The organism is Aggregatibacter sp. Marseille-P9115, from assembly GCF_920939465.1.
GTDB lineage: Bacteria > Pseudomonadota > Gammaproteobacteria > Enterobacterales > Pasteurellaceae > Aggregatibacter > Aggregatibacter segnis_B.
The window spans coordinates 404,855-428,329 of sequence record NZ_OV100759.1 but is presented as its reverse complement, the minus strand read 5'-3'; the positions used below and the strand labels follow the sequence as shown (position 1 = coordinate 428,329).

At 41.6% G+C, this 23,475-nt stretch carries 22 protein-coding genes; 8 read left to right on the top strand and 14 right to left on the bottom strand.

Annotation, left to right across the window (positions count from 1 at the left end; all coding sequences use genetic code 11):
* Positions 1–58: 58 nt before the first annotated feature.
* Complete coding sequence (gene smrB, locus LQ983_RS01975) at positions 59–565, top strand: endonuclease SmrB (protein ID WP_006717559.1); 507 nt, start codon at positions 59–61, stop codon at positions 563–565.
* Here smrB and yccS read toward each other — a convergent pair.
* The 4 genes from yccS to LQ983_RS01955 all read right to left on the bottom strand — a co-directional run bounded on the left by yccS (position 562) and on the right by LQ983_RS01955 (position 4,396).
* Positions 562–2,703 carry a YccS family putative transporter gene (gene yccS / locus LQ983_RS01970; RefSeq protein ID WP_230621449.1) on the bottom strand — a complete coding sequence of 714 codons (2,142 nt, stop codon included), beginning with the start codon at positions 2,701–2,703 and terminating at the stop codon, positions 562–564. The genes smrB and yccS overlap by 4 nt on opposite strands.
* 22 nt (positions 2,704–2,725) lie before the next feature.
* Positions 2,726–3,181 (bottom strand): YccF domain-containing protein, encoded by a 456-nt coding sequence (locus LQ983_RS01965; RefSeq protein WP_230621448.1) that lies wholly within the window; start codon positions 3,179–3,181, stop codon positions 2,726–2,728.
* A gap of 8 nt (positions 3,182–3,189) precedes the next feature.
* The gene (mgsA, locus tag LQ983_RS01960) at positions 3,190–3,648 is read right to left on the bottom strand and encodes a methylglyoxal synthase (RefSeq protein WP_048749555.1); all 459 of its coding nucleotides are present in this window, start codon (positions 3,646–3,648) and stop codon (positions 3,190–3,192) included.
* A gap of 73 nt (positions 3,649–3,721) precedes the next feature.
* Positions 3,722–4,396: a DUF2057 domain-containing protein gene (locus LQ983_RS01955; RefSeq protein ID WP_111294775.1), complete on the bottom strand. Its 675-nt coding sequence runs from the start codon at positions 4,394–4,396 to the stop codon at positions 3,722–3,724.
* A 156-nt stretch (positions 4,397–4,552) separates the two neighbouring features.
* Here LQ983_RS01955 and LQ983_RS01950 point away from each other — a divergent pair, with 156 nt between their 5' ends.
* The gene (locus tag LQ983_RS01950) at positions 4,553–4,825 is read left to right on the top strand and encodes an acylphosphatase (RefSeq protein ID WP_230621447.1); all 273 of its coding nucleotides are present in this window, start codon (positions 4,553–4,555) and stop codon (positions 4,823–4,825) included.
* On the opposite strand, the gene LQ983_RS01945 is transcribed toward LQ983_RS01950, so the two are convergent.
* The 9 genes from LQ983_RS01945 to malQ form a co-directional block, all read right to left on the bottom strand.
* Positions 4,800–5,648, bottom strand: coding sequence for a metal ABC transporter permease (locus tag LQ983_RS01945; protein WP_230621446.1), 849 nt, complete (start codon positions 5,646–5,648; stop codon positions 4,800–4,802). The genes LQ983_RS01950 and LQ983_RS01945 overlap by 26 nt on opposite strands.
* Complete coding sequence (afeC, locus tag LQ983_RS01940; RefSeq protein ID WP_111294769.1) at positions 5,645–6,502, bottom strand: iron ABC transporter permease subunit AfeC; 858 nt, start codon at positions 6,500–6,502, stop codon at positions 5,645–5,647. The genes LQ983_RS01945 and afeC overlap by 4 nt, the downstream gene beginning before the upstream one ends.
* A complete protein-coding gene (gene afeB / locus LQ983_RS01935; protein ID WP_230621445.1) occupies positions 6,502–7,392 on the bottom strand; it encodes an ironABC transporter ATP-binding protein AfeB in 891 nt (296 codons plus the stop codon). The genes afeC and afeB overlap by 1 nt, the downstream gene beginning before the upstream one ends.
* Positions 7,392–8,273 (bottom strand): iron ABC transporter substrate-binding protein AfeA, encoded by an 882-nt coding sequence (gene afeA / locus LQ983_RS01930; protein WP_230621444.1) that lies wholly within the window; start codon positions 8,271–8,273, stop codon positions 7,392–7,394. The genes afeB and afeA overlap by 1 nt, the downstream gene beginning before the upstream one ends.
* A 99-nt stretch (positions 8,274–8,372) precedes the next feature.
* A complete protein-coding gene (locus tag LQ983_RS01925; RefSeq protein ID WP_109432899.1) occupies positions 8,373–8,702 on the bottom strand; it encodes a TusE/DsrC/DsvC family sulfur relay protein in 330 nt (109 codons plus the stop codon).
* A 91-nt stretch (positions 8,703–8,793) separates the two neighbouring features.
* Positions 8,794–9,456, bottom strand: a complete 663-nt coding sequence (locus tag LQ983_RS01920; RefSeq protein ID WP_006717583.1) for a Bax inhibitor-1 family protein — start codon at positions 9,454–9,456, stop codon at positions 8,794–8,796.
* 375 nt (positions 9,457–9,831) lie between these two features.
* Positions 9,832–11,496 carry a PTS transporter subunit IIBC gene (locus tag LQ983_RS01915; protein WP_109432900.1) on the bottom strand — a complete coding sequence of 555 codons (1,665 nt, stop codon included), beginning with the start codon at positions 11,494–11,496 and terminating at the stop codon, positions 9,832–9,834.
* 10 nt (positions 11,497–11,506) lie between these two features.
* Positions 11,507–12,298 (bottom strand): endonuclease/exonuclease/phosphatase family protein, encoded by a 792-nt coding sequence (locus LQ983_RS01910; RefSeq protein WP_111294757.1) that lies wholly within the window; start codon positions 12,296–12,298, stop codon positions 11,507–11,509.
* A 9-nt stretch (positions 12,299–12,307) separates the two neighbouring features.
* Positions 12,308–16,081: a 4-alpha-glucanotransferase gene (gene malQ / locus LQ983_RS01905; RefSeq protein ID WP_230621443.1), complete on the bottom strand. Its 3,774-nt coding sequence runs from the start codon at positions 16,079–16,081 to the stop codon at positions 12,308–12,310.
* Between the two features lie 198 nt (positions 16,082–16,279).
* Between malQ and LQ983_RS01900 the strand changes: the two genes are divergently transcribed.
* The gene (locus LQ983_RS01900) at positions 16,280–16,993 is read left to right on the top strand and encodes a UTRA domain-containing protein (RefSeq protein ID WP_230621442.1); all 714 of its coding nucleotides are present in this window, start codon (positions 16,280–16,282) and stop codon (positions 16,991–16,993) included.
* A 134-nt stretch (positions 16,994–17,127) separates the two neighbouring features.
* On the opposite strand, the gene metE is transcribed toward LQ983_RS01900, so the two are convergent.
* Positions 17,128–19,401 (bottom strand): 5-methyltetrahydropteroyltriglutamate--homocysteine S-methyltransferase, encoded by a 2,274-nt coding sequence (metE, locus tag LQ983_RS01895; RefSeq protein WP_230622586.1) that lies wholly within the window; start codon positions 19,399–19,401, stop codon positions 17,128–17,130.
* Between the two features lie 271 nt (positions 19,402–19,672).
* On the opposite strand from metE, the gene LQ983_RS01890 reads away from it, so the two are divergent.
* The 5 genes from LQ983_RS01890 to cmk all read left to right on the top strand — a co-directional run bounded on the left by LQ983_RS01890 (position 19,673) and on the right by cmk (position 23,385).
* Positions 19,673–20,605 (top strand): LysR family transcriptional regulator, encoded by a 933-nt coding sequence (locus tag LQ983_RS01890; protein WP_048749580.1) that lies wholly within the window; start codon positions 19,673–19,675, stop codon positions 20,603–20,605.
* Positions 20,606–20,609: 4 nt separating this feature from the next.
* On the top strand, positions 20,610–21,338 hold the full coding sequence (locus LQ983_RS01885) for an AzlC family ABC transporter permease (protein ID WP_230621441.1): 729 nt from the start codon (positions 20,610–20,612) through the stop codon (positions 21,336–21,338).
* Entirely contained in the window at positions 21,339–21,671 is a 333-nt protein-coding gene (locus LQ983_RS01880; RefSeq protein ID WP_230621440.1) for a branched-chain amino acid transporter permease, read from the top strand.
* 195 nt (positions 21,672–21,866) lie between these two features.
* A complete protein-coding gene (locus LQ983_RS01875) occupies positions 21,867–22,715 on the top strand; it encodes a VirK/YbjX family protein (protein WP_370636618.1) in 849 nt (282 codons plus the stop codon).
* Entirely contained in the window at positions 22,708–23,385 is a 678-nt protein-coding gene (gene cmk, locus LQ983_RS01870; protein WP_109103671.1) for a (d)CMP kinase, read from the top strand. Before LQ983_RS01875 ends, cmk begins: the two co-directional genes overlap by 8 nt.
* Positions 23,386–23,475 lie beyond the last annotated feature (90 nt).

Sequence of the window (23,475 nt, the reverse complement as noted above, 5' to 3'; positions counted from 1 at the left end):
TGCTCGTATCAATGTTAAAATTGCGCGTAGTTATACCATATTTGAGATAGGAAACGAAATGTTAGATGAGGAAGCAATTTCCCTGTTTCGTGCTGAAATGAAAGGCGTGAAACCGTTAAAACAGGATACTTTTGTGGCTGCACGCCCCCATAAAAAGAAAGCACTGGCAACGATAAAAGAACAGCGTGAACAACAGGACACGTTATTTTATTTTTCTGATGAATATGAGCCGTTGTTAAATGAGGAAAGTGCGGTCAAATATTTGCGTGAAAATGAAGATTCCCATTTGTTGAAACAATTACGGCGTGGCGATTTTTCACCGGAGATTTTTTTGGATTTGCATGGCTTAACGCGTGAACAGGCAAAATTAGAGCTGGCGGCATTAATTCAAACCTGCGAGAAAGAACATCTTTATTGTGCCAGCGTGATGACAGGTTATGGCACTTATACGTTAAAACGCCAGATTCCCCGTTGGTTAGTACAACACCCGAAAGTACGGGCATTGCACCAAGCCCCAAAAGAATGGGGCGGTGAGGCGGCTATTCTGATCTTGATTGATGTCTAGCAACATGTCTGAATGGCTTGGTAAAGCGGCGGTAAAATTTGATTGATCATGCTGAGTTGCTGCATTGGAATGTGTGCTTGCAGCTGTGCCGCTTTATTATTTTTTTCAAAATGGCTTTGAGCCTGTTTCAAACTCACTTCAATATTATTGTGTAACGTCTCAAACTGTGTTGGTGTCAGTTGCTCAATATTTTCTAGGATATGAATGATTTTCTTCGCAGCAGGATAGAATTCCGCTAAAAAGAAGGTGCTTTGTTGCATTTGCTTCATTTTGCTGCGGTAGGCGCCCAGCGTAGAAATGTAACTAAGTAGAGAATAGTTAATTTTTAAAAGCTCAAATCCTGCCTGTAAATGCGCCTGATATTTTTTCGGCTCATGGTTCATATTGGAGATGGTGGCGCTTAATGCCGAGGCATATTCATGGGCATAACGACGGGCAATGCGGTATTTCAAGTTATCGCCTTTGCCGAACTGTAATTGACTGACAATATACAGCAAATATTGGGCATCGCTTTTAATTGCCTGACGGCTGACTTTATCCAACTGTAAATATTTCCAATCGGGCCATAAGTAAGACACGGCAAACCAAGAAATGGTCGCACCAATCAGGGTGTCAATCACACGAGAATAAAGCGCTTGTTCCACATTAAAGCCCATCACATCAAAGCTGAAAATCACCTGTAAGGTAATGAAGAAAGTGGAAAAACTGTAATTATTGGTACGGAAAAAGAAAAACAGGGTGCTGGTGAGCACGATTAAGCCTAATTGTAATTCCAGTGTTGGATTGGCATAGGGCAGAAGCGAGGCAATAATCACGCCGAGAATGGTGCCGATAATTCGCTGTTTTAGACGAAGTTTAGTCGCCGTGTAGTTAGGTTGACAAACAAAAACGGCGGTTAATAAAACCCAATACGCCCGATCTAAGGGCAAAAATTCGCCGATGGTGCAACAAATAAACACCACAATCGACAAACGCACCGCATGACGAAACAGTTGTGAATTGAAATTAAAGTGGCTACGCAGGGCAAGTAGGATATTGTTTAAACCGGTAATTTGTTCCGTATAAATTTGAGCTGTATCTGTTTGTTCCAACTCGTTCACTTCTTGATCAATATGACGTAATTGGTAGTCAACGCTTTTTAAATTATCCAGTAACATTTGGAGATTAATGAGGTTTTCGGTTTCTTCAATATGACTATTACTATAAAGCTCGAAAGATTGATTTAGCCCGTTAATGGCTTTTTCTAAACGAAGGTCATAACGGTAGGTTTTATTTTGTTGCAAACTTAGCGCAATATCACGGCAAGCTTGGGCTTGGAGTTCCAGTAAGCGTTGAATACGAAAAATTAAATCGGTATTTTTTAAGTGTTCCGCAAGGGTTTGGTAATCAAAATGATTGGAACTAATGCGCTCATGAATATCTTGCGCAGAAAAATAATAGCGAATCATTTTGGTCGTACGACTGTGGCGATGTTGACCACGAATACGATAAAAAAGTGCGGTGCGAGAATCATTAAATGCGTTAATCAGTACACTGTTTTTCATCGCCATTGCAATGTGTTTATTGTCAATTTGCTCAATATCATCGGGATCGAAAAACGTTGATTTGACATCAAGGTAATTGGCAAGCGCCAGAAAGGATTTGGCAACACTTTCCTGCACCGGGCGATTCGGAAAAAATAAATGCACGCATAATGTGGTGATACTGTAAAGCAAGGTACCGCAAAGAATCATCAGTGGATTCATATACCACACGGTTTCCGGCAAATAAGTCAGTGTGGTGTATAACGCCACAACCAACGTACCGAACGCGATGGTGCTATAACGTTGTCCGATTGCCCCAATCATCGTGAAAACAAAGGTCATCACCGTCATCAACAACATAAACTGGAAATTATGGTTGATGCTCAGTTGCACGCTAATGGTAGAAACTGAAAACGCGAGCAGCGTATAAAGCACGTTCTTGATTCGGCCGGTTAATCGGTTATCTAAATCGACCAAACCGCCTGCAATAATGCCTAATACCAAGGGCATACTTTGTTCGGAAATATCAAAATACCAAATGGCAATCACCGCCAAATTGACGGCGATAAAAATCGGAATGGAGGCGATAACTTTTGCATTGAACCAGCTATGCATGCTTGACCTTTGACGTGGTGAATTATTGATAAAAACGCTGATATTTTTCTGTAGCTTGTCGGCGAATCAGGTCAGCCATTTCTTTTGGAATGACCCGTTGCCCGACCGGAAATAACGCAATTCTGGCGATATGGAAATTCGCCAATCCGGTTGGGATACCGATGATGGTTAGACATTGAGAAATGCCACAAAAAACATGGGCAAGAAACAGCCACCAACCGAAAAGAATGAACCAGACAACATTGAGCAACGATCCGAGGGAATTTCCCACCGCACTTTTGGGTTCCAAATACTTCACATGAATCAAATCGTTGCCGAAGGGAACCAATGACATTTTACAAATTTCCCAACAACTACGCGTATAAGGCAATGTGACGATCAACACGGCACTCATTAGGGTGGCGAATAACCACCCTAATGTTGTTGCGAAGCCGCCAAGGACAAAATTGAGAATATTTAGAATCAGGCTTAAATTCATAACAATGTCTACTTTAAGCGTTCGTTTAAATAACCTTGATAGTCAGGAATACGAATATCACAGGTGTCGTTAAAGAGTGGTGAAGAAACCAGAAAATCGGCACTTGCCATATTCATGGCAACAGGAATATTCCAAACGGTGGCAATACGCATTAACGCCTTAACATCGGGATCATGCGGTACGGCATTCATCGGGTCCCAGAAGAAAATCATTAAGTCAATTTTATTTTCAGCGATTAAGCCACCAAGTTGTTGATCGCCGCCCATTGGACCGCTGAGCAAGCTATTCACGGTCAAACCGGTTTCACGATGAATAAGATTCCCTGTGGTGCCGGTGCCATAGAGCGTGTGGTTTGCTAAGAAAGTGCGGTGTGTTTTACACCAGTTTATCAGATCAGCTTTACAGTGATCGTGTGCGACTAAAGCAATATGTTTATTGGTCGGTAGGGTACGATAAGTTGTTTGCATGGTGACTCCTAAATAAAAAGTGAGCGGGCTGGCTCACTTTTTAGAAATAAATGAATTGGCATAGAACACCGAATTATTTTTGTTTTTTCGCCCAATCAATGAAACGTGTTTGTGTTTCTTTATCGGCTTGTTGATACCAATATTGCAACATTTGTTCTGCTACGTTTTCACCTTGTAATGTTACTTTACCTTTGTTTACTTTACCGGTTGCAGCAGGACCGCCAACGACTACCGCTGTTGCGGCTGAGGTGGTGATTGTTGCTAAAGAAGGTAAAGAGGCTGGTGCGCCAGACGCGTTATATTCGTTTAAGTCTTTGATAAGGTTCATGCCCGGGAATAAACCTTCTTGTTTTAAGTATTCTTGTTTATTTTCCACATTGTTACCGGATTGGGTTTTTACGGTAATGACAGGAGATTGTTTGAAATTGCTTACATCACGTTCATTTTGTAAGCGAGGGGCTGAAATTACGATATCTTCACTTGAACCTTGGAATGTCACAACAATCGGATCTGATTCGAATAAGGAGCGATCGGAACCCACTTGAGTAATTTCAGATACACGAACCACAACTTGGTGTTTTTGTGTATCGTTGATATTAAATGCGTTAGTTTCTTTCAATAAAGATTTGTTTGCTTTTTGACCGTCAATGGCTAAAAAATCAATATTAGATGAGCTGGTTACCATGCCGGCAAAGCTCGCCGTACTGGCTAAAAGTGTTGCAGTTAATACAGCAAAACGAAATTTCATATTTACTCCTGTTTTGAAGGACATTCATTAAAATTAGGTGACACTTTATCGGATAAAGCGTAGTTTGTATGCTAGTCCAAATTGGCAAAAATGAAAATAGAAAATTGTCTTTAACCGCTAGTTTTTTGTTTTTATTCAATTTTAAGAGGAAATCTTATGGTCAAAAAACGTTTTTGTGTTCACGGTTATGTGCAAGGCGTTGGGTTTCGTTATTTTACTTGGAAACAAGCGCTGAAAATCGGCGTAACGGGATTTGTGCGTAACCTTGCCGACGGCACCGTGGAAGTAATCGCCGTCGGTTCGGAAAGTCAAATTGATGCATTAGATGCTTGGTTGCAACATGGCCCTCGCACTGCCATCGTGGACAATGTATTTGTGGAAGATTATCTTGGCGAGAAAGAATTTACGGCGTTTCAAGTGCTGCACTGAAACGCAGTTTGATTTTGCTATAAATAAGTGCGGTTAAAAATACCGCTGCTTGTAACAAAATAATGCAAGGGCCTGTGGCGCCATCAATGTGGTAGCTGATAATCGTCCCAAAGATACTGGTGCTGATTGAGGTTACCAAGGCAATGGCAATCATATGATCAAAGCGCTTGCTTAAAATAAACGCGGTAATACCCGGTGAAATAAGCATCGCAACAACTAAGATTACGCCTACCACTTGCATGGCACTGACGATGGTTAAAGCAAGGAGAATCAGCAAGCTGTAATGCAAAAGTCGAGGCGATAAGCCAACGATTTTGGCTTGCGTAGAATCAAAACAATAAAGTAAAAAATCTTTTCGACGTAAAAAAACAACCCAAAAAACGACCGCACTTATGACTAGCGTTTGCAACATTTCTGCATCGCTCACGCCAAGCAAATTACCAAATAAAATATGGGTTAAATGTTGATCCGTTTCAATTTTGCTAAACAGGACAATCCCAAGCGCAAACATACCTGAAAAGACAATCCCCATTGCGGTATCTTCTTTGATGCGGCTATTTTCTTTTAAATATCCCACACAGACAGAACAGAGCAATCCTGCGACAAAGGCACCGATGGTTAAAGGCAAACTCAACCAGAAAGCCACCACAATGCCCGGCAGAACAGCATGAGAAATTGCATCGCCCATCAATGACCAACCTTTCAACACTAAATAGCAGGAGAGCATGGCGCAAATAATGGAGACTAATAACGCCGTGATTAATGCGTTTTGCATAAACGGATAGGCGAAAGGCTCGGTGAACCATTGATAAATAGCATTCATTGTTGCACCTCTTCTTTCGTTATTGGTTTACGCTGGCGGATTAAGCCGTATTTAGGCGAGAAAATAAAAGCCAATAGGAAAAGTGCGGTCTGAATACAAACAATAATGCCACCCGTCGCGCCATCCAAGAAATAGCTGATATAAACGCCAATCGCGCTGGAAAGAATGCCTAAGATAACAGCAATCATGGCAAGGGTTTTAAAGCGATCAGTAAGCAAATAAGCGGTGGCACCAGGTGTGATCACCATGGCGATAACTAAAATCGCACCGACGGTTTGTAACGCGGCGACGACACATGCGCTGAGTAGCGTAAAAAACAGCACTTTGTAATAAATTGGGGTGAGCCCTACGGAAGTGGCATGGACTTCATCAAAGAAAATTAGTAACAGATCTTTCCAAAAAATAAGCAATAAAATCAGACTAATGCCAATGATGATTGCCACTTGAAGAATATCTTCGTCTGCAATACCTAGGATGTTACCTAACACGATATCTTGCACATTGACGGAGGTCGGGTTGAGGGAAATGATTAACAAACCAAGCGCAAAAAAGGTTGTAAAAATGAAGCCGATAACTGCATCTTCCCGCAGTTTGGTAATGGATTTGACCCATAAAATAGACACGGCGGCTAAGATACCGGAAAAGAAAGCGCCGAGAGCATAAGGCAGAGAAAGCGCATAAGCGATGGCAACACCGGGAACAACGGAATGAGAAAGGGCGTCACCAATGAGTGACCAACCTTTCAGCATTAAATAAGCAGACAAAAAAGCACAGACACCACCAACGGCAGAACTGAGCAAAATGGCTTTCACCATATAATCATAGGAAAAAGGCTCCAGTAATAGATCTAACATTAGGGTTTTTCCTCTGATTTACAGTGTTTTACAATCGGTGCCGGTGGATCGACTTTGGTTTTACCATAGAACACCGCAGCCCGTTCATCATCAGTAAGTACGGTCACTGCACGTGGATCTTCATCATCATGCAGATCTGAACCGAGCAACTTAATGTGGCGCAATACGCCACCAAAGGCGAGTTCCAAGTTATGTTGGTTAAACGTGGTTTCTGTTGAACCCGCCGCAATGACAGTGCGATTAATCATCACCACCTGATCGCAGAAATCCGGTACAGCCCCCAAGTTGTGGGTAGAGACCAAAATGAGATGACCTTCGTTGCGTAATTGCCCGAGTAAATCGACGATGGCATTTTCTGTTTGTACATCAACTCCGGTAAAAGGTTCATCCAATAAAATAATCTTACTTTGTTGGGCAAGTGCGCGAGCTAAAAATACCCGTTTTTTCTGGCCACCGGAAAGCTCACCAATTTGACGGTGGGCAAGGTGCTCAATATTCACCCGTTGCATGGCTTCTTGTACTTTTTGCTTATCTGTTTCACTTGGGCGGCGCAAGAAATTCATGTAGCCGTAGCGTCCCATGAGCACGACATCATACACAGACACCGGGAATTGCCAGTCCACTTCTTCCGACTGGGGAACATAAGAGACCAGGTTTTGTTTTAATGCCTGCTTTATTGGCAAATGACACAACGTAATATTGCCTCGTTGTGGATGAATCAATCCCATTAGGCTTTTAAACAAGGTTGATTTTCCGCTTCCATTTACGCCCACGAGGGCACAGGTGGTGCCGCCTTCTAAACGAAAGGTGACATCATGGATGGCGGTGTGGCCGTTGTTATAGCGAACCGTGACATCTTCAACACAGATCGAGGCAATATTCGATGACATTATTTTTCAAATCCTTTTGCGATAGTGGAAACGGTCGTGTTCAACAAATCGATATAGGTTGGTACCGGCCCTTTTTTATTGGAAAGAGAATCCACATAAAGTACGCCGCCGTATTTTGCGCCGGTTTCTTTCGCGACTTGTTTTGCCGGTTTAGGTGAAATAGTGCTTTCACTGAAAACAACCGGAATGTTGTTGGCTTTAACGGTTTCAATCACTTTGCGAACCTGTTGTGGCGTACCTTGTTGTTCGGCATTAATCGGCCATAAATAGGCTTCTTTAAAACCATAGTCACGAGTGAGATAGCTAAATGCGCCTTCACTGGTAACCAGCCAACGTTGGGCTTCCGGCACTTGAGCTAATTTTTCACGTAACGGTTTATCCAACTCTTTGATTTTTTGTGCATAAAGTGCGGCGTTTTTTTCGTACGTTTCTTTATTTTGCGGATCGTATTTGACCAACGCATTTTTAATGTTCTCAATGTAAATCAATGCATTGGAAGGAGACATCCAAGCGTGCGGATTTGGGTTGCCGGTATAAGGACCTTCATTAATAGACATTGGCTCGATACCCTCAGTCACAACAACCGCCGGCTTATCTTTCACGTTTTGGAAGAATTTTTCAAACCAACGTTCAAGGTTTAAACCGTTCCATAAGACTAAATCGGCAGATTGGGCTTTTACAATGTCTTTTGGTGTTGGCTCGTAATCGTGAATTTCTGCCCCCGGTTTGGTGATCGATTCCACGGTAGCCGCATCACCGGCGACATTTTGCGCCATATCTTGAATGATGGTGAAAGTGGTAACGACTTTAAATTTTGCATAAGCTAAGCTGCTGCCTAAACTTAATGCAAGCACACTGATTAATGTCGCGAATAAACGCATGTTTTTCTCCTTAGAAAAGTTTTAGTAAAAAATAACAACATAAGTTGCGGGGATGATTATATTCTTTTATTTTTTAAATGCAAATGATTCGTAAATGACTTATAAGCATTTTGCCGGTTTTGGTAACCCGGCTAATTTGGTTGCTTGTTTTGCCGGGCCATCAGGAAACAAACGTTGTAAATAACGGCTGTTGCCTTTCTCTTCACCGAGTTTTTGTGCTGTGGCTTTTACCAACATACGAATAGCCGGTGAGGTCTTGTATTCCTGATAAAACGCCCGCACAAAATGAATGATTTCCCAGTGGGCATCGGTTAATTCCAAATTTTCTAATTTTGCAATGGCTTGCGCGACTTCGATATTCCAATCATCAATATTGAGCAAATAACCCGAAGCATCGGTTTCAATATGTTTATTATTGACTTCAAGCATGATAATAACCTTAGTATTTATAGGGACGGATTATATAAAAAAGCCCCAAAGAAGGGGCGTTGAATTTATCTATCAAATTAATAATTAATAATTAATCTCTGGAAGAGAAGAAGGAAAGTAAGTTTAACAAACTGATAAACAGATTGTAGATAGACACAAATAAGCTGACTGTTGCACGAATGTAGTTGGTTTCACCGCCATGAATAATGTTACTGGTTTCATACAAAATTCCCATAGTGGAGAAAATCACGAATAACGCGCTAATCCCCACGTAAAGTGCCGGGAATTGGAAGAAGAAACTCGCTACCATGCCAAGTAATAACACCACGAATAAGGCTAGAATCGTACCGGATAAGAAAGACATGTCTTTTTTCGTGGTTAAGACATAAGCGGAACAAGCGAAGAAAGTGGCTGCGGTGCCTGCTAACGCTAACACGATAGCATCACCCAAACCAGCGCTCACATAGGCATTTAAAATTGGCCCTACGGTGTAACCTAAGAAACCGGTAAAGGCAAACGCAGATAAAATCCCTAATGCGCTATTTGCTAAGGCATTGGTTAAGAAAAGCAGCCCATAGAATCCCACAAGCATGATGATAAGGCCCGGTCTTGGTAAATTCATTGCCATGGACACATAAGCCACTACAGCGGAAAAGGCTAATGTTAACGCTAACAAGAAATAGGTGTTACGTAACACTTTGTGCGTGCTAAGCAACGATTCTTCTCTGCTGTCAACAATAATACGAGATTGCATAAAAACTCCTTTAAATTTAAAGAAAATAAGCGGTTATAACGTTGCTGTAAGGTAAGGGCAGTGGGGAGAAAAGTCAATTATTACAAGGAAAATATTTTTTACTGATGGATGATTCAAACTGAAAGACAGAAAAGTGCGGTTGTTTTATTTGCAATTCAGCAAAACCGATTTGTTTATTTTGAACCTGTCGGTAATCCGGCATCTCAAAGATATTGAGTTTTATTCCTGACGTTTTTACATTTCAAAAATATGCTCAAAACCCACCGCACTTTCTTTTCATAGAAATAAAAAGCTGAACCTCTCTCGAGATTCAGCTTTTCTTTTGGGGTTAGATCATTTTAACTGCTCTTTTAGTTTATCTATGTTTGCATATTGTTACATTTTCGGAATTTCAACGCCTGAAGAGAGTAGGTCTTGAATATCCGATTTCAGTACATCGGCTTTTGGTCCGTAAATGGCTTGAATGCCTGTGCCTTTAACAATGAAACCCATTGCGCCTGCTTGTTTCCAAGCCGCTGCATCGCCCACTAATTCAGGATTATGCACAGTGATACGTAAACGGGTCATACAAGCATCTACCTCGGCAATATTGTTGCGCCCGCCGAGAAGATTGATGATTTGCACCACTTGTGCACTGGCATTAGTGACTTTTTTCTCCTCAGCAGGGGCTTCGTCAGTACCTTTTGCATCGTAGTTGCCGTTGCGACCGGCGGTGGCTAAGTTGAGTTTCTTAATCATGAAATTCGCAATTAAGAAGGCCGCGACCGCAAACACACCGGATACCCAAATGAAGTTGATGAGATCCATGCCGATGCCCGCTTTAATCGCCATTGGCGTACGGGTTAAAAACTCAATGTTACCGAATGAGTGAACGCGTAAGTTCACAATATCCGCCATGGCAAATGCACAACCTTGGATGACCGCATACACAAGGTAAAGCGGTAGTGCAACGAACATAAACATATATTCGATCGGTTCTGTTACGCCGGTTAAGAACACGGCAAGGGCAGAAGAAAGGAAAATCCCTTTGTAGATGGTTTTCTTATCCTGATCAACGTTTACGTACATGGCGAGCGTAATTCCCATTAGAATACCGCTTGAACCGATCATTTGACCCACTTTAAAGCGCGCCGGGGTCACTGTTGATAGGAGCTCGTTATATTGCGTCATATTGCCCGCGTCTTTCAGGTTGATTAAATCACTGATCCAAGCGAGCCATAACGGGTCTTGTCCGAATACTTGTTTGCCTTGTTGCATACCGGTTAAGAATTCATAGGTACCGCCCAATGAGGTGTAGTTCATTGGAATGGTGAGCATATGGTGTAAACCGAAAGGCAGTAAAAGACGTTCTAATGTGCCGTAAACAAAAGGCGCAAGGATAGGTGCGGAGTCTTGTGAGTTGGCAATCCATTCACCGAAATGATTGATCCCGGTTTGTACCACCGGCCAGAACACCGCCAACACTAACGATACTAAAACGGAACGATAAATCACCACAAATGGCACAAAGCGTTTACCGTTAAAGAAGGTAAGCACTTCAGGCAGTTTGCGGAAATTGTAGTAGCTATTAAAGGTAGTTGCCCCTACAAAACCGGCGATGATCCCTACGAATACCCCCATATTTAATGCAGGTTGTCCGAGGATATTCACAAAGTAGTTAGCTACCGGAATGTCGCCCGCCAAGATGGTGCTGACATGGGCATTCGGATCGGTCAACATTTCAATTTTTACGCCGAAGAAGTGACCGGTAATTAAGTTGATTAAAATAAAGGCAAGACCTGCGGCAAATGCACCGCCTGCACGCTCATTCGCCCAACTGCCACCAATGGCTAAAGCAAATAACAAATGCAAGTTACCAATAATGCCCCAACCGATTTGCGCGATGATATTACCCACGCGCGCCAGCCATTCGGCATCGCTAATTAACGGTAACGAGTTACCGATACTTACCATCAAACCTGCCGCAGGCATCACGGCAATTACCACCATCAGGCATTTGCCGAATTTTTGCCAAAATTCAAAACTGAGCAATTTTTTCATGTATGTTCTCCTACAATGTAAGCTCGACTTCCAAACCGAAATGGTCGGAAACTACCGGTTTATTTTTGCCATTAAAAACCACCTGACTCGATAAAACCCTTTTTGCTTGATTTAAAAAAATATAGTCTAATCGTTTTTCTTCACTGTGGCCTTTCCAGCCATCAATCGCTTTCTCAACGGTAATCCCGCTATCTTTTTGTTCCGCCATCTCAAAAGTATCAAGTAAACCGAGAGATTTAATTTTCTGATAAGCGTTTGGATCGCTGATTGCATCCGTATTGAAATCGCCCATCAAAATTTTAAGGTTTCGGCTTTGGCTACGCTCCACGATATTGCGAATGTTGTCCAGTTGATTTTCACCCGCGCAATTCGGCAAGTTAATATGGCAGGAATAACAATCTACAAGTTGGCCTTCATATTCCACGGTTAAGCCAAGAATTTTGCGCGAGAGGATAGAATCGAGGCGCTGATGTTGGCTGCAATAAAAAGCATCCACTTCATAAACCGGCAAGCGGGTTAAAAAGGCGATGCCTTCGTCATATTTATCGTAGCCAATATGCGAATTGCTCCAAAACAGCGAATATTTTTGCGTCGCCCGTTGATTGATTTTATTCAGTAACACAACACCATAGTTATCTTGCTTTAATGCTTGTGAAATCGCGGGCGCTGACATTAATTGGTTCACCTCTTGTAGGGCAATGATGTCGTAGCCCTTTTCAACAATGGTGTCGGCAATAATGTCGATTTTTTCCGCTTGGTTATCTTCTAACCAAGCATGTACGTTGAGGGTGAGTAGTTTCATACGTTCCCCTTAATCCTCACAATGCCAAATATCGGTGTTATATTGTGCAATGGTGCGATCCGATGAGAAGAAACCGGCTTTGGCGATGTTATGAATCACTTTTTTGTTCCAGCTATCTTGATCTTCATAATCCGCCAGAATCTGTTCTTTCGCCGTAACATAAGCATCAAAGTCAATTAAGGTCATAAACCAGTCTTTATTGAGCAATTCATCATGCAGACGTTTTAAACGCTTTTGATTGCCCAGTTTCACCAGCGTAGAATCAAGGATAAAATCGACCGCTCTTTTAATGTGTTTATCCTTTTTATAGTAATCTTTTGAAACATAACCGGCAGTTTCATACAGTTTAATAATGCTTTCCGAATCTTTACCGAAGGTGTAAATGTTTTTTGCGCCGGCTAATTCGGCAATTTCCACGTTCGCGCCGTCCATTGTGCCCAAAGTTAATGCGCCATTCAGCATAAATTTCATATTACCTGTTCCGGAAGCTTCTTTTGAGGCAAGGGAAATTTGCTCTGAAATATCTGTCGCCGGAATCAATTTTTCCGCCACGCTGACATTGTAGTTTTCCACTAAATAGACGTTTAAATACTGATTCACATCCGGATCGTTATTGATTAACTCAGACAAGCAAAGAATTAAATGAATAATATCCTGTGCAATCACATAAGCCGGTGCGGCTTTCCCACCGAAAATCACGGTAATTTTACGTTTCGGCAGTTTGCCCGCTTTGATTTCAAGGTATTTATGAATCACATAAAGCGCATTCATTTGTTGGCGTTTATATTCGTGGAAACGCTTAATTTGTGTATCGATAATGGAATTCTCATCCAATTCAATGCCTTTATTTTCTTTAAGGTAAGTCTTCAGCGCTAATTTATTCTGGAATTTAATTTCAGCTAATTTTTGATGCACTTTTTTGTCATCTTTAAAGGCAAGCAGTTTTTCCAATTGCGTTGCATCATGTAAGTACTCATCGCCGATAAGTTGTTTAATATAAGCGGATAATGCTTGGTTAGAAAATTCTAACCAACGACGGAAGGTGATTCCGTTAGTTTTATTATTAAACTTCTCAGGATAAATTTCATAAAACGCTTTGAGTTCGGAATTTTTCAAAATCTCCGTGTGTAATGCCGCCACACCGTTTACAGAGTTTGAAAAATGAATATCCATATGCGCCATATGGACGCGTTTTTGCTTATCAATAATTTGTACATCAGGATTTGAATATTCTTTCTGCACTAATTTATTTAGTTTTTTGATGATCTTCACTAAATGTGGAACCACTTCTTCTAAATAAGCTAAAGGCCATTTTTCTAAGGCTTCGGCAAGAATCGTATGGTTTGTGTAACCCACCATATTGCGCACGATTTCTACCGCTTCTGCAAATTTAATACGATGTTTTTCCGTTAGTAAGCGAATCAATTCCGGAATCACCATGGATGGGTGCGTGTCATTAATTTGCACATACGCATAATCGGCTAAATCATGTAAATTACTGCCACGTTCAATGGCTTCATCAATTAATAACTGCGCCGCATTGGAGACCATAAAATATTGCTGATAAATACGTAATAATTCACCGTTTTTATCGGAGTCATCAGGATAAAGGAATAAGGTCAGATTTTCTTTGATTTTTGTTTTATCAAAGGTGATGCCTTTTTTAATCAATTTATGATTAATGGATTCAATATCAAACAAGTTGAGATAATTTTTGGTGTCTTTTTTGTAACCTAGAATATCAATACGATCTAATTTAGAAGTTAACGTGAAGTCTTTAAATGGTACTTCATAACGGATATTTGTCGGGATTAACCAAGACTCTTTTTCAATCCAATCATTTGGTTCAGCATGTTGCTCATTGTTTTTAAAGACTTGTTTAAACAAACCGCAATGGTAATTCAAGCCTACACCTTCCGCATTTAGCCCGAGTGTGGACATGGAATCAATAAAACAGGACGCTAAACGACCTAATCCTCCGTTCCCTAAAGACGGTTCCGGCTCAATATCTTCAATATGGCTTAGTGATTTTCCTGCCTGCGCCAATTCATCTTTGATTTCTTGATATACACCAAGATTGATTAAATTGTTAGACAGCAATTTGCCAATCAAAAACTCCGCAGAAATGTAGTAAACCTTACGTTTAGCCGTATTTTTTCCTTTATTCGCAGAAAGGGTTTTAACATAGTTTAATAACTGTACGTAAATGGCATGATCACTTAACTTTTCAAGTTTTTTGTTTGTTGTTTGCTGTACAAATTCACTAAATTTAATCATTCTTTTTTCCTTATTGGCGCGTCCATATAACGTGGTTATTTGGGTTAAGAAATCTTTTTTGGCGTTGGTTAAATCGCTTTCTTGCATTCGCCATTCCCAGTTTCCACCTATAGTAGAAGGAATATTCATTCTTGAGCTAGCGGGCAAATCTAAAATATCTTGCATAGTGGCAATCGCCGTATTGCCTACGGTAGCAAATAATTGGCGAATCATTGCCTGACAAACAGATTCATTCGCAGCACGATGGGTATAAGCATTGATATATTGTTGCTGTTTCGACGTTAATCCGTCATACCAACCGTTTGTGACATCATTGTCATGTGTGCCGGTATAGGCGATGCAATGCGGAATGCAATAATGTGGGCTATCCAGGCTTTCACTACTCACATCTTCAAAACCGAATTGCAAAATTTTCATGCCGGGATAACCGCAGTCCGTCAGTAATTTCTTCGCTTTTTCATCAATATTGCCGAGATCTTCAGCGATAATCGGTAAATCGCCTAGCTGTGCTTTTACTGCTTTGAACAAATCATATCCCGGGCCGGGTTGCCAGCTACCATATTTGGCAATATCTGCTTTACCATCCACTTGCCAATAATCGGAGAAACCTTTGAAATGATCGATACGAAGTACATCGTAAATTTTAAAGCTTTCCTTAATGCGATGAATCCACCAAGCATAGCCTTGTTTCTTATGTTCAGCCCAGTCATAAAGCGGATTGCCCCAAAGCTGTCCGGTGGCGCTAAACTGATCGGCAGGAACACCTGCAACGAAAAGCGGATTGCGTTCTTTATCTAATTGAAAGAGTTCCGGCATTGTCCATACTTCGACACTGTCTGCCGCCACATAAATCGGCATATCGCCGATAATTTTAATTCCTCTTTGATTAGCGTAATTTTTTAATGCCAACCATTGTTGGAAAAAGAAATATTGCGTTACTTTGAAATACTGAATTTGTTCTGTCAGCATTGCGCGGTATTTTGCAAGAGCCTTCGATTGACGGGCAACAACCTGTTTATCTTCCCATTCTTGTAGAGCCTTATTGCCGAAATACTCTTTGATTGCCATAAATTCCGCATAGTCTTCCAACCAAGTGCGGTTGTTTTTTTCAAAGTTTTTGAAGTCTGCTTGGCGTTTTTTATCGGCAAGGAAATGTTTGACGGCGATTTCTAAGATCGGGCGACGTGCATAAAAAATGCGTTCGTAATCGACTTTTGTCGGATCATCGCCAAAATTAACCGAAGCATAATCCGTTTCTTGCAATAAACCCATTTGGGTGAGTAAAGCAAAATCAATTAAATGTGTGTTACCTGCAATAGCAGAGAAGGATTGATAAGGGGAATCACCGTAGCTGGTGGTGGTTAATGGAAGGATTTGCCAATAGGTTTGTTTCGTTTCAACTAAAAAATCCACAAAATCATAGGCAGATTGCCCAAAGCTACCAATTCCAAATGTATTGGGTAATGAGGTGATGTGCATTAAAACACCACTTGAGCGAGTAAGCATAATTTTTTCCTTCAGAAGTAAAAGTTGTAGAGATTTTAATCTAAATTTTATTTTACTCAATAACTTTTACGTAAAAGTTTAAACATTAACGAAAAAATGTGATTTTGATCACAAAAACTATACGTATAACTATGAGGGTTTATGGTATTCTATTCGCGGTTTAAAGAAGGGAATAAAAGTCCAAAATGGAGTGGAAAAGTGAGTAAATACAAAGCGGTTTATAACGATATAAAAAGTAAAATAAACGATGGAATTTTATCGCCAAAGCAAGAATTACCCAGCGAAAGTGAGCTTATGCAAGAATATGGTTTTTCGAAAGATACCATTCGTAAAGCCCTTTCTCTGCTTGAAATGGACGGTTACATTCAGAAACAACAGGGGCGAACTTCTATTGTTCTTGAACATAATTTATCTACACCTCAACAGCTTTCCGAAATCAAAACCGTTGGCGAGCTGAATCGTCCTTTAACCCATCAAGTGAAAACAACCTTAACCAGTTTGTATATTGTGCAAGGGGAAGAAGAATTAATGCGGATCTTTAACGTAAATGATCAGATTGATTTTTACCGTATAGGTCGTGTTCGTGAAATTGACGGGGAAGCGGTAGAATATGAAGTTTCCTATTTTGATCGTCGAATTGTTCCTTTTATTAATCGTGAGATTGCGGAACAATCCATTTATCACTATTTAGAAAGTGAACTAGGTCTAAAAATTAGTTATTCACAGCGTGAAATTGCGTTTCGTTATGCCAATGAAGAAGAAAAAAGCACCATGGATCTCGGTGAATATAATATGGTTGTGAATGTTACCAGCACCACTTATTTAGCTGATGGACGCCCATTTCAGTACGGTAGCATTAGTTATCGCCCTGATAAAATTACCTTTGCTTCCACTGCGAAGCGACACGTTTAAAAAAGAGCGCTTTCCGTGTTTTGTTGAATAAAACTCTTTTAAAAACGACCGCACTTTTCTTTTCCATAAAACAAAAAAGCTGAACCTCTCCTGAGATTCAGCTTTTCCTTTATTTGTGAACGACTATCTGTGAATTAGGCTAATTCTGCACGTAATTTCTTCGTGACATCTACCATCACTTTTAATGCGGCGATGGTTTCCGGCCAGCCACGGGTTTTTAGGCCGCAGTCCGGGTTTACCCATAAGCGTTCTTTTGGTACCACTTGCAACGCTTTGCGAAGAAGATGTTCAATTTCTTCTGCGGTCGGTACGCGTGGGCTGTGGATGTCGTACACGCCCGGGCCGATGTCGTTCGGGTATTTGAAATCACCGAAAGCGGTAAGCAATTCCATGTCGGAACGGGAGGTTTCGATGGTGATCACGTCGGCATCTAGGGCGGCAATGGCCGGTAAAATGTCGTTAAATTCGGAATAACACATGTGTGTGTGAATTTGCGTATCATCTTTACAACCCATTGAACTTAAACGGAAAGCTTCGCCAGCCCATTGTAAATAAGTATCCCAATCGGCACGTTTGAGCGGTAAGCCTTCGCGGATAGCCGGTTCGTCAATTTGAATGACTTTGATCCCCGCTTTTTCTAAATCTAACACTTCATCGGAAAGCGCCACTGCAATTTGTTTACACACCGTGGAACGTGGAATGTCGTTACGCACAAAAGACCATTGTAAAATCGTTACCGGGCCAGTCAACATACCTTTCATCACTTTGTTGGTGAGGCTTTGGGCATATTGCGACCAACGCACGGTCATCGGTTCCGGGCGGGTCACATCGCCGTAAATAACCGGGGGTTTTACGCAGCGGGAACCGTAACTTTGTACCCAACCGAATTTGGTGAACGCGAAACCATCGAGCAATTCGCCGAAGTATTCTACCATGTCGTTACGTTCCGCTTCGCCATGTACTAACACGTCTAAATCCAATTTTTCTTGCTCACGCACCACGAATTCAATTTCTTTTTTCATTGCCGCTTCATAATCCGCCAAACTGAGATCGCCTTTTTTGAAGGCGGCACGGGCATGACGAATTTCCGTGGTTTGCGGGAAGGAACCAATATTAGTGGTTGGTAGCAACGGTAGATTTAACCACGCATTTTGTAACTTAATCCGTTCCGCAAATGGCGATTTACGTTGATCGGCATTTTTCGGTAGATTTGCCAAACGCTCCGCCACACAAGTGCGGTGGATTTCACGGGAGTTTTTACGCGCGTCAGCTGCCGTTTGGCTAGCATCAAGATCGGCTTGCACAGCTGCTCTGCCTTGCTCAAGTGCGGTTTTAATGACGCGTAATTCTTGAATTTTTTGCAAGGTGAACGCCAACCATTGATAAAGCTCCGGCTTGTTGGCTTGCAGTTGGGTTTCCACCGTCAAATCATAAGGCGTATGGAGTAGGGAACAGCTTGGCGCAATCCATAAACGCTCACCTAATTTTGCTTTTAATGGTTCAACCACGTCTAACACTTGGTTTAAGTTCGCACGCCAGATATTACGTCCATCAATTACGCCCACAGAAAGGATTTTGTCGTAATCGGCAAAGGCGGAAAGTTGTTCCGGTGCACGTACCAAATCAATGTGAAGACCGGCTACCGGTAAGGCTTTCAATAAATTGGCGTGTTCCGCCACGGAGCCGAAATACGTGGCAAGCAACAGTTTAGCGTTGACTTGTGCAGCAAAAGTGGCATAAACCGTTTTATAAGCAGCAATCCATTCTGCCGGTAAATCTAAGGTTAAAGCAGGTTCATCAATTTGAATGTATTCCACGCCTTCAGCGGTTAACGCGTTTAAGATGTCCACATAAATCGGCACGAGTTTGTTTAACAAATCGAAACGATTAAATGCTGCGCCTTTTTCTTTCCCTAACCAAAGGAAGGTTAATGGGCCAACAATGGTGGGTTTTACGTTATGACCAAGGGCTTTAGCTTCACGGATTTGTTGCACATAGTGCGCCGGGTTGGCTTTAAATTGGGTATCCTTGTGGAATTCAGGTACAAGATAGTGGTAGTTGGTGTCAAACCATTTGGTCATTTCAATGGCGAATTGTGTTTTATTGCCACGCGCTAACTGGAAATATTGAGCCAAGGTTAAGTTTTGGCTATCAAAACCAAAACGCGCAGGGATGGCACCTGTTGCCACTTGCAAATCTAAAATATGATCGTAGAAAGTGAAATCAGCAACCGCCACGAAATCCGCATTCGCATTGGCTTGATGTTGCCAGTTAATTTCACGCAATTTTTTTGCAATGTCTAATAAATCGGCTTCGGCGATTTCACCGCGCCAGTAACGTTCTTGGGCAAATTTGAGTTCACGCTTGGCACCTACACGCGGGAAGCCTGCTAAATGAAATGTTGTCATCATAATTCCTTGTTTTGTGTTAAATGATTTAGACGGCTAAACGTCTGTACGAGGCTAGAATGACGGAATCAAGTTTATTATGCAAATTAATAATTTTCTGAAAGTTTATGAAAATTTTTAATGTTCTTGTGCTTCATAGCGTTAAAACATGTGACGAGCAAAAAACACTGTGAAAATGTACTGCACTTTTATCCTATGTAACATTAAAGTACAGGGCATTTTCGTGTATTATAGGGTTTCATCATTTTTCTCATAAGTATGAATCTTTCTCATGAAACCAATCTTCCTTGAACTCAGACATTTAAAAACCTTGTTAGCCCTGAAAGAAACCGGCAGCGTTTCGTTGGCGGCCAAACGGGTTTATCTCACCCAGTCAGCCTTGTCTCACCAAATTAAATTATTAGAAGATCAATACGGCTTGCCGTTATTTGAACGTAAAACCCAACCCTTGCATTTCACTGCCGCAGGGGAGCGCTTGATTCAGCTTGCTAATGAAATCATGCCGAAAGTGATTGAGGCGGAACGCGATTTAGCGCGAGTAAAACAAGGTGATGCGGGGGAATTACGCATTGCCGTGGAATGTCATACTTGCTTTGATTGGTTGATGCCGGCAATGGATTCTTTCCGTAAACATTGGCCGTTGGTAGAACTGGATATTGTGTCCGGTTTCCATACGGATGCGGTTGGCTTGCTATTAAGTCATCGTGCCGATTGGGCGGTGGTGCAAGAAGTGGAAGAAAATCCGGGCATTGTGTATAAGCCGCTGTTTTCCTATGAAATGGTAGGGCTATGTGCGAAAGATCACCCACTTGCCGCGAAGGATATTTGGCAAGCGGAAGATTTTATCGATCAAACGCTGATTACTTATCCTGTACCGGATGATATGTTGGATTTGCTGCGTAAAGTGTTGCATCCGAAAGGCATTAATCCGACCCGACGAACCAGTGAGCTTACCATTGCCATTATTCAATTGGTAGCAAGTAAACGTGGCGTCGCCGCATTGCCGTTTTGGGCGGCGAAACCTTATTTGGATCGGGGTTACATTGTGGCGCGTAAAATTACCGACCAAGGCTTGCACAGCAATTTATACGCGGCTTTTCGTGAAGCGGATGCGCAAGTTGCTTTCGTGGATGATTTCTATGAAACCGTTAAAGCACAAAGCTTTTCAACCTTACCTGAACTATCTGTATTAGAAGAGAATTAGTTGTATGTCTGATGTGAAGACAACGCCTCATCCTATTTTTGCTGTAGCCAAGGCGGCATTGCCGTATAGTGCACCGATGATTGCCGGTTTTTTATTTCTTGGCATAGCCTACGGCATTTATATGAAAGCCCTTGGATTTGGCGTGTGGTACCCATTTTTAATGGCATTGTTGATTTATGGCGGTTCTGTCGAGTTTATTATTGCCGGTGCGCTCACCTTGTCTTTTGCGCCCCTCAATGCTTTGCTGATTACCTTGATGGTTAGCGGACGGCAGATTTTTTACAGCATTTCCATGTTGGAAAAATACGGTAAATTTTTAGGCAAAAAGCGCCCGTATCTTATCGCAACGTTAGTCGATGAATCTTTTTCTCTTAATTATATGGCAAAAATCCCACCGCACTTGGATCGTGGCTGGTATCTGTTTTTTGTCAGCTTTTACCTGCATATGTATTGGGTGGTCGGGGCGGTCTTGGGTAACCTGTTTGGCAATATCATTCCGTTTAATTTGAAAGGGATAGAATTTGCAATGACTGCCTTGTTTCTCGTGATTTTTGCGGAAAATTGGACGAAAGAAAAATCTCACGAAAGTTCCTTGTTAGGCCTGGCGATTGCATTTATTTCGCTGCTGATTTTTGGTCATGACTATTTCTTATTGCCAACCCTGATAGGCATTTGGATGGTCTTAACATTCCGTCGTCCGAAGCTAACCACGAAATTAGAGAGGGTGCAATAAATGAGCTTGATGGAACAAATCCTTACCATTGCTATTGCCGTATTGGCGGTGCAATTTACCCGTTGGCTGCCGTTTTGGATTTTTCCTGCCAACCGTCCGATTCCTGAATATATTCGTTTTTTAGGGCGCGTGTTGCCTGCGGCGGTGTTTGGCATGCTGGTGGTCTATTGCTATAAAAATATTGATGTATTGAGCGGTTTTCATGGCTTCCCCGAGTTTATTGCAGGCGCAGTGGTCCTGGCATTGCATTTTTGGAAACGGAACATGTTTTTGTCCATTGCCGCCGGTACTTTATTGTATATGTACTTGGTGCAGCAGGTCTTTGTTGCATAAAATACCCGTGAAAATGACCGCACTTTTTCTCTTCGAAAAGGTAAAATTATAAAGTGCGGTCGTTTTTTTCTGCGTTTTTACAGCCTATCGGCGCATTTAAAAGCAACTGCCTTTTTGCTATAATTTTGCACTTAATTTATTGAATTCTTTTTGAGGTTTGTGGTGACGAAATTCCATTTTCCAACATTTCATGAAATGTTTCCCGTAGAAAAACGCAAATTAAAATTGTTGCGGGAATGGCTACGTTATCGGGCGCGCCGTTTGGTTTTGGCAGTGCAATGTCAGGCGTTAGTCGATTTTATTCATGAAAATCCATTGTGGCAGCCGGTTTTTGCTCAGTATCCTTATCGTGTGAATACGTTATTAAGCCAGTACTGTGATAAACGCTTTAATGCGACGCAGCGTTTAGACGCTATTAAGACCAATTTTGCCATGGCGGAAAAACACTTTGGTGTGTCGTTGTGCGAGACATTAATTTCACAACAGCCGGTACTGTTGGCACAGTTAACGGATGAATTGGCGTTAAATTTAACGCTCAACCATATTGATCCTTATGAAGGCTTTTTTGCTATTGCTTTAACCGATGGAAATCAACGTACGATTTATTCTGCCAGCTTTACGTTTTTAGCGGATAACCGCTTGTTAATCGCATCAATTCAAGGCCCCAAAGGCGATGAAGCGCAGGATTTAGTGCGTCAGGCGACAAAATTGCTACATGGTGTTCGCCCGATGTTTATGTTGGTGAATGCCTTTAAAGTTTTTGCGGAGACGTTGAATTGTCGCTTAGAAGGCATTCCGCATAAACGTCAGGCAAAATATCGTTGGAATGATTCGGCAAAATTATTATTTAACTACGATGAATTTTGGCAGGAAAATGAGGGCAAGTTGGCAGAAAATTATTGGCAAATTCCGACCGCACTTGAGCGTCGTCCTTTAGAAGAAATTCAAAGTAAAAAACGTTCTATGTATCGCAAACGTTATGACATGTTTGACAAGATGACGCTTGAGATTCAATCCCTTTTGACAGAGAAAAATCATGAATAAAATTATTACAGTAGACGGACCAAGTGGTGCCGGTAAAGGCACTTTATGTTACGCATTGGCAGAAAAACTAGGTTTTGCGTTGTTGGATTCCGGCGCAATTTATCGCGTGACAGCATTAGCCGCATTAAAACGAAATGCTGATTTAACCAATGAAACGGCATTGGCTGACCTTGCTCGTCATTTGGATATTCAATTTGTGCCGAAAAATGGCGAAGTGAATGTATTATTAGGTGGCATGGATGTCAGTCATTTAATCCGTACGCAAGAAGTGGCGGATGCCGCATCAAAAGTTGCTGTTTTCCCGCAAGTTCGTGCTGCATTATTACAACTTCAACAGGATTTCGCCAAAAATGACGGTTTAATTGCGGATGGTCGCGATATGGGAACGGTGGTATTTCCTGATGCGCAAGTGAAATTATTTTTAGATGCGAGTGCGGAAGAACGTGCAAAAAGACGCTATAACCAGTTGCAAAATAAGGGGATTAGTGGTAACTTTGCACAGATTTTAGCCGAGATAAAAGAGCGTGATTTGCGCGATAGAAATCGAGCAGTCGCCCCTTTAAAACCCGCTGATGATGCGTTTTTACTTGACAGCACGACATTGAGTATCGATGAAGTGATTGGTCAAGCCTTAGACTATATTCAGCAGCGTATTGGTATTAAAGCTTAAATTTTACGGTTTATTCAAGGATGGATAAACTTTGTTATCAGCCCCACTTTTTATGGATTAGAAGTGGACGTTATTTACTTAAATTGAAGA

What these genes read in the sequence shown, in the direction of transcription:
- LQ983_RS01945 (WP_230621446.1), bottom strand. Translation starts at nt 5,648, where the DNA reads ATGAATGCTATTTATCAATGGTTCACCGAGCCTTTCGCCTATCCGTTT.
- LQ983_RS01875 (WP_370636618.1), top strand. Translation starts at nt 21,867, where the DNA reads ATGTTTCCCGTAGAAAAACGCAAATTAAAATTGTTGCGGGAATGGCTA.
- afeA (WP_230621444.1), bottom strand. Translation starts at nt 8,273, where the DNA reads ATGCGTTTATTCGCGACATTAATCAGTGTGCTTGCATTAAGTTTAGGC.
- mgsA (WP_048749555.1), bottom strand. Translation starts at nt 3,648, where the DNA reads ATGCAAACAACTTATCGTACCCTACCGACCAATAAACATATTGCTTTA.
- LQ983_RS01965 (WP_230621448.1), bottom strand. Translation starts at nt 3,181, where the DNA reads ATGAATTTAAGCCTGATTCTAAATATTCTCAATTTTGTCCTTGGCGGC.
- LQ983_RS01925 (WP_109432899.1), bottom strand. Translation starts at nt 8,702, where the DNA reads ATGCTTGAAGTCAATAATAAACATATTGAAACCGATGCTTCGGGTTAT.
- LQ983_RS01890 (WP_048749580.1), top strand. Translation starts at nt 19,673, where the DNA reads ATGAAACCAATCTTCCTTGAACTCAGACATTTAAAAACCTTGTTAGCC.
- afeB (WP_230621445.1), bottom strand. Translation starts at nt 7,392, where the DNA reads ATGTCATCGAATATTGCCTCGATCTGTGTTGAAGATGTCACGGTTCGC.
- smrB (WP_006717559.1), top strand. Translation starts at nt 59, where the DNA reads ATGTTAGATGAGGAAGCAATTTCCCTGTTTCGTGCTGAAATGAAAGGC.
- malQ (WP_230621443.1), bottom strand. Translation starts at nt 16,081, where the DNA reads ATGCTTACTCGCTCAAGTGGTGTTTTAATGCACATCACCTCATTACCC.
- LQ983_RS01955 (WP_111294775.1), bottom strand. Translation starts at nt 4,396, where the DNA reads ATGAAATTTCGTTTTGCTGTATTAACTGCAACACTTTTAGCCAGTACG.
- LQ983_RS01950 (WP_230621447.1), top strand. Translation starts at nt 4,553, where the DNA reads ATGGTCAAAAAACGTTTTTGTGTTCACGGTTATGTGCAAGGCGTTGGG.
- LQ983_RS01910 (WP_111294757.1), bottom strand. Translation starts at nt 12,298, where the DNA reads ATGAAACTACTCACCCTCAACGTACATGCTTGGTTAGAAGATAACCAA.
- LQ983_RS01915 (WP_109432900.1), bottom strand. Translation starts at nt 11,496, where the DNA reads ATGAAAAAATTGCTCAGTTTTGAATTTTGGCAAAAATTCGGCAAATGC.
- LQ983_RS01920 (WP_006717583.1), bottom strand. Translation starts at nt 9,456, where the DNA reads ATGCAATCTCGTATTATTGTTGACAGCAGAGAAGAATCGTTGCTTAGC.
- yccS (WP_230621449.1), bottom strand. Translation starts at nt 2,703, where the DNA reads ATGCATAGCTGGTTCAATGCAAAAGTTATCGCCTCCATTCCGATTTTT.
- cmk (WP_109103671.1), top strand. Translation starts at nt 22,708, where the DNA reads ATGAATAAAATTATTACAGTAGACGGACCAAGTGGTGCCGGTAAAGGC.
- LQ983_RS01880 (WP_230621440.1), top strand. Translation starts at nt 21,339, where the DNA reads ATGAGCTTGATGGAACAAATCCTTACCATTGCTATTGCCGTATTGGCG.
- metE (WP_230622586.1), bottom strand. Translation starts at nt 19,401, where the DNA reads ATGACAACATTTCATTTAGCAGGCTTCCCGCGTGTAGGTGCCAAGCGT.
- afeC (WP_111294769.1), bottom strand. Translation starts at nt 6,502, where the DNA reads ATGTTAGATCTATTACTGGAGCCTTTTTCCTATGATTATATGGTGAAA.
- LQ983_RS01885 (WP_230621441.1), top strand. Translation starts at nt 20,610, where the DNA reads ATGTCTGATGTGAAGACAACGCCTCATCCTATTTTTGCTGTAGCCAAG.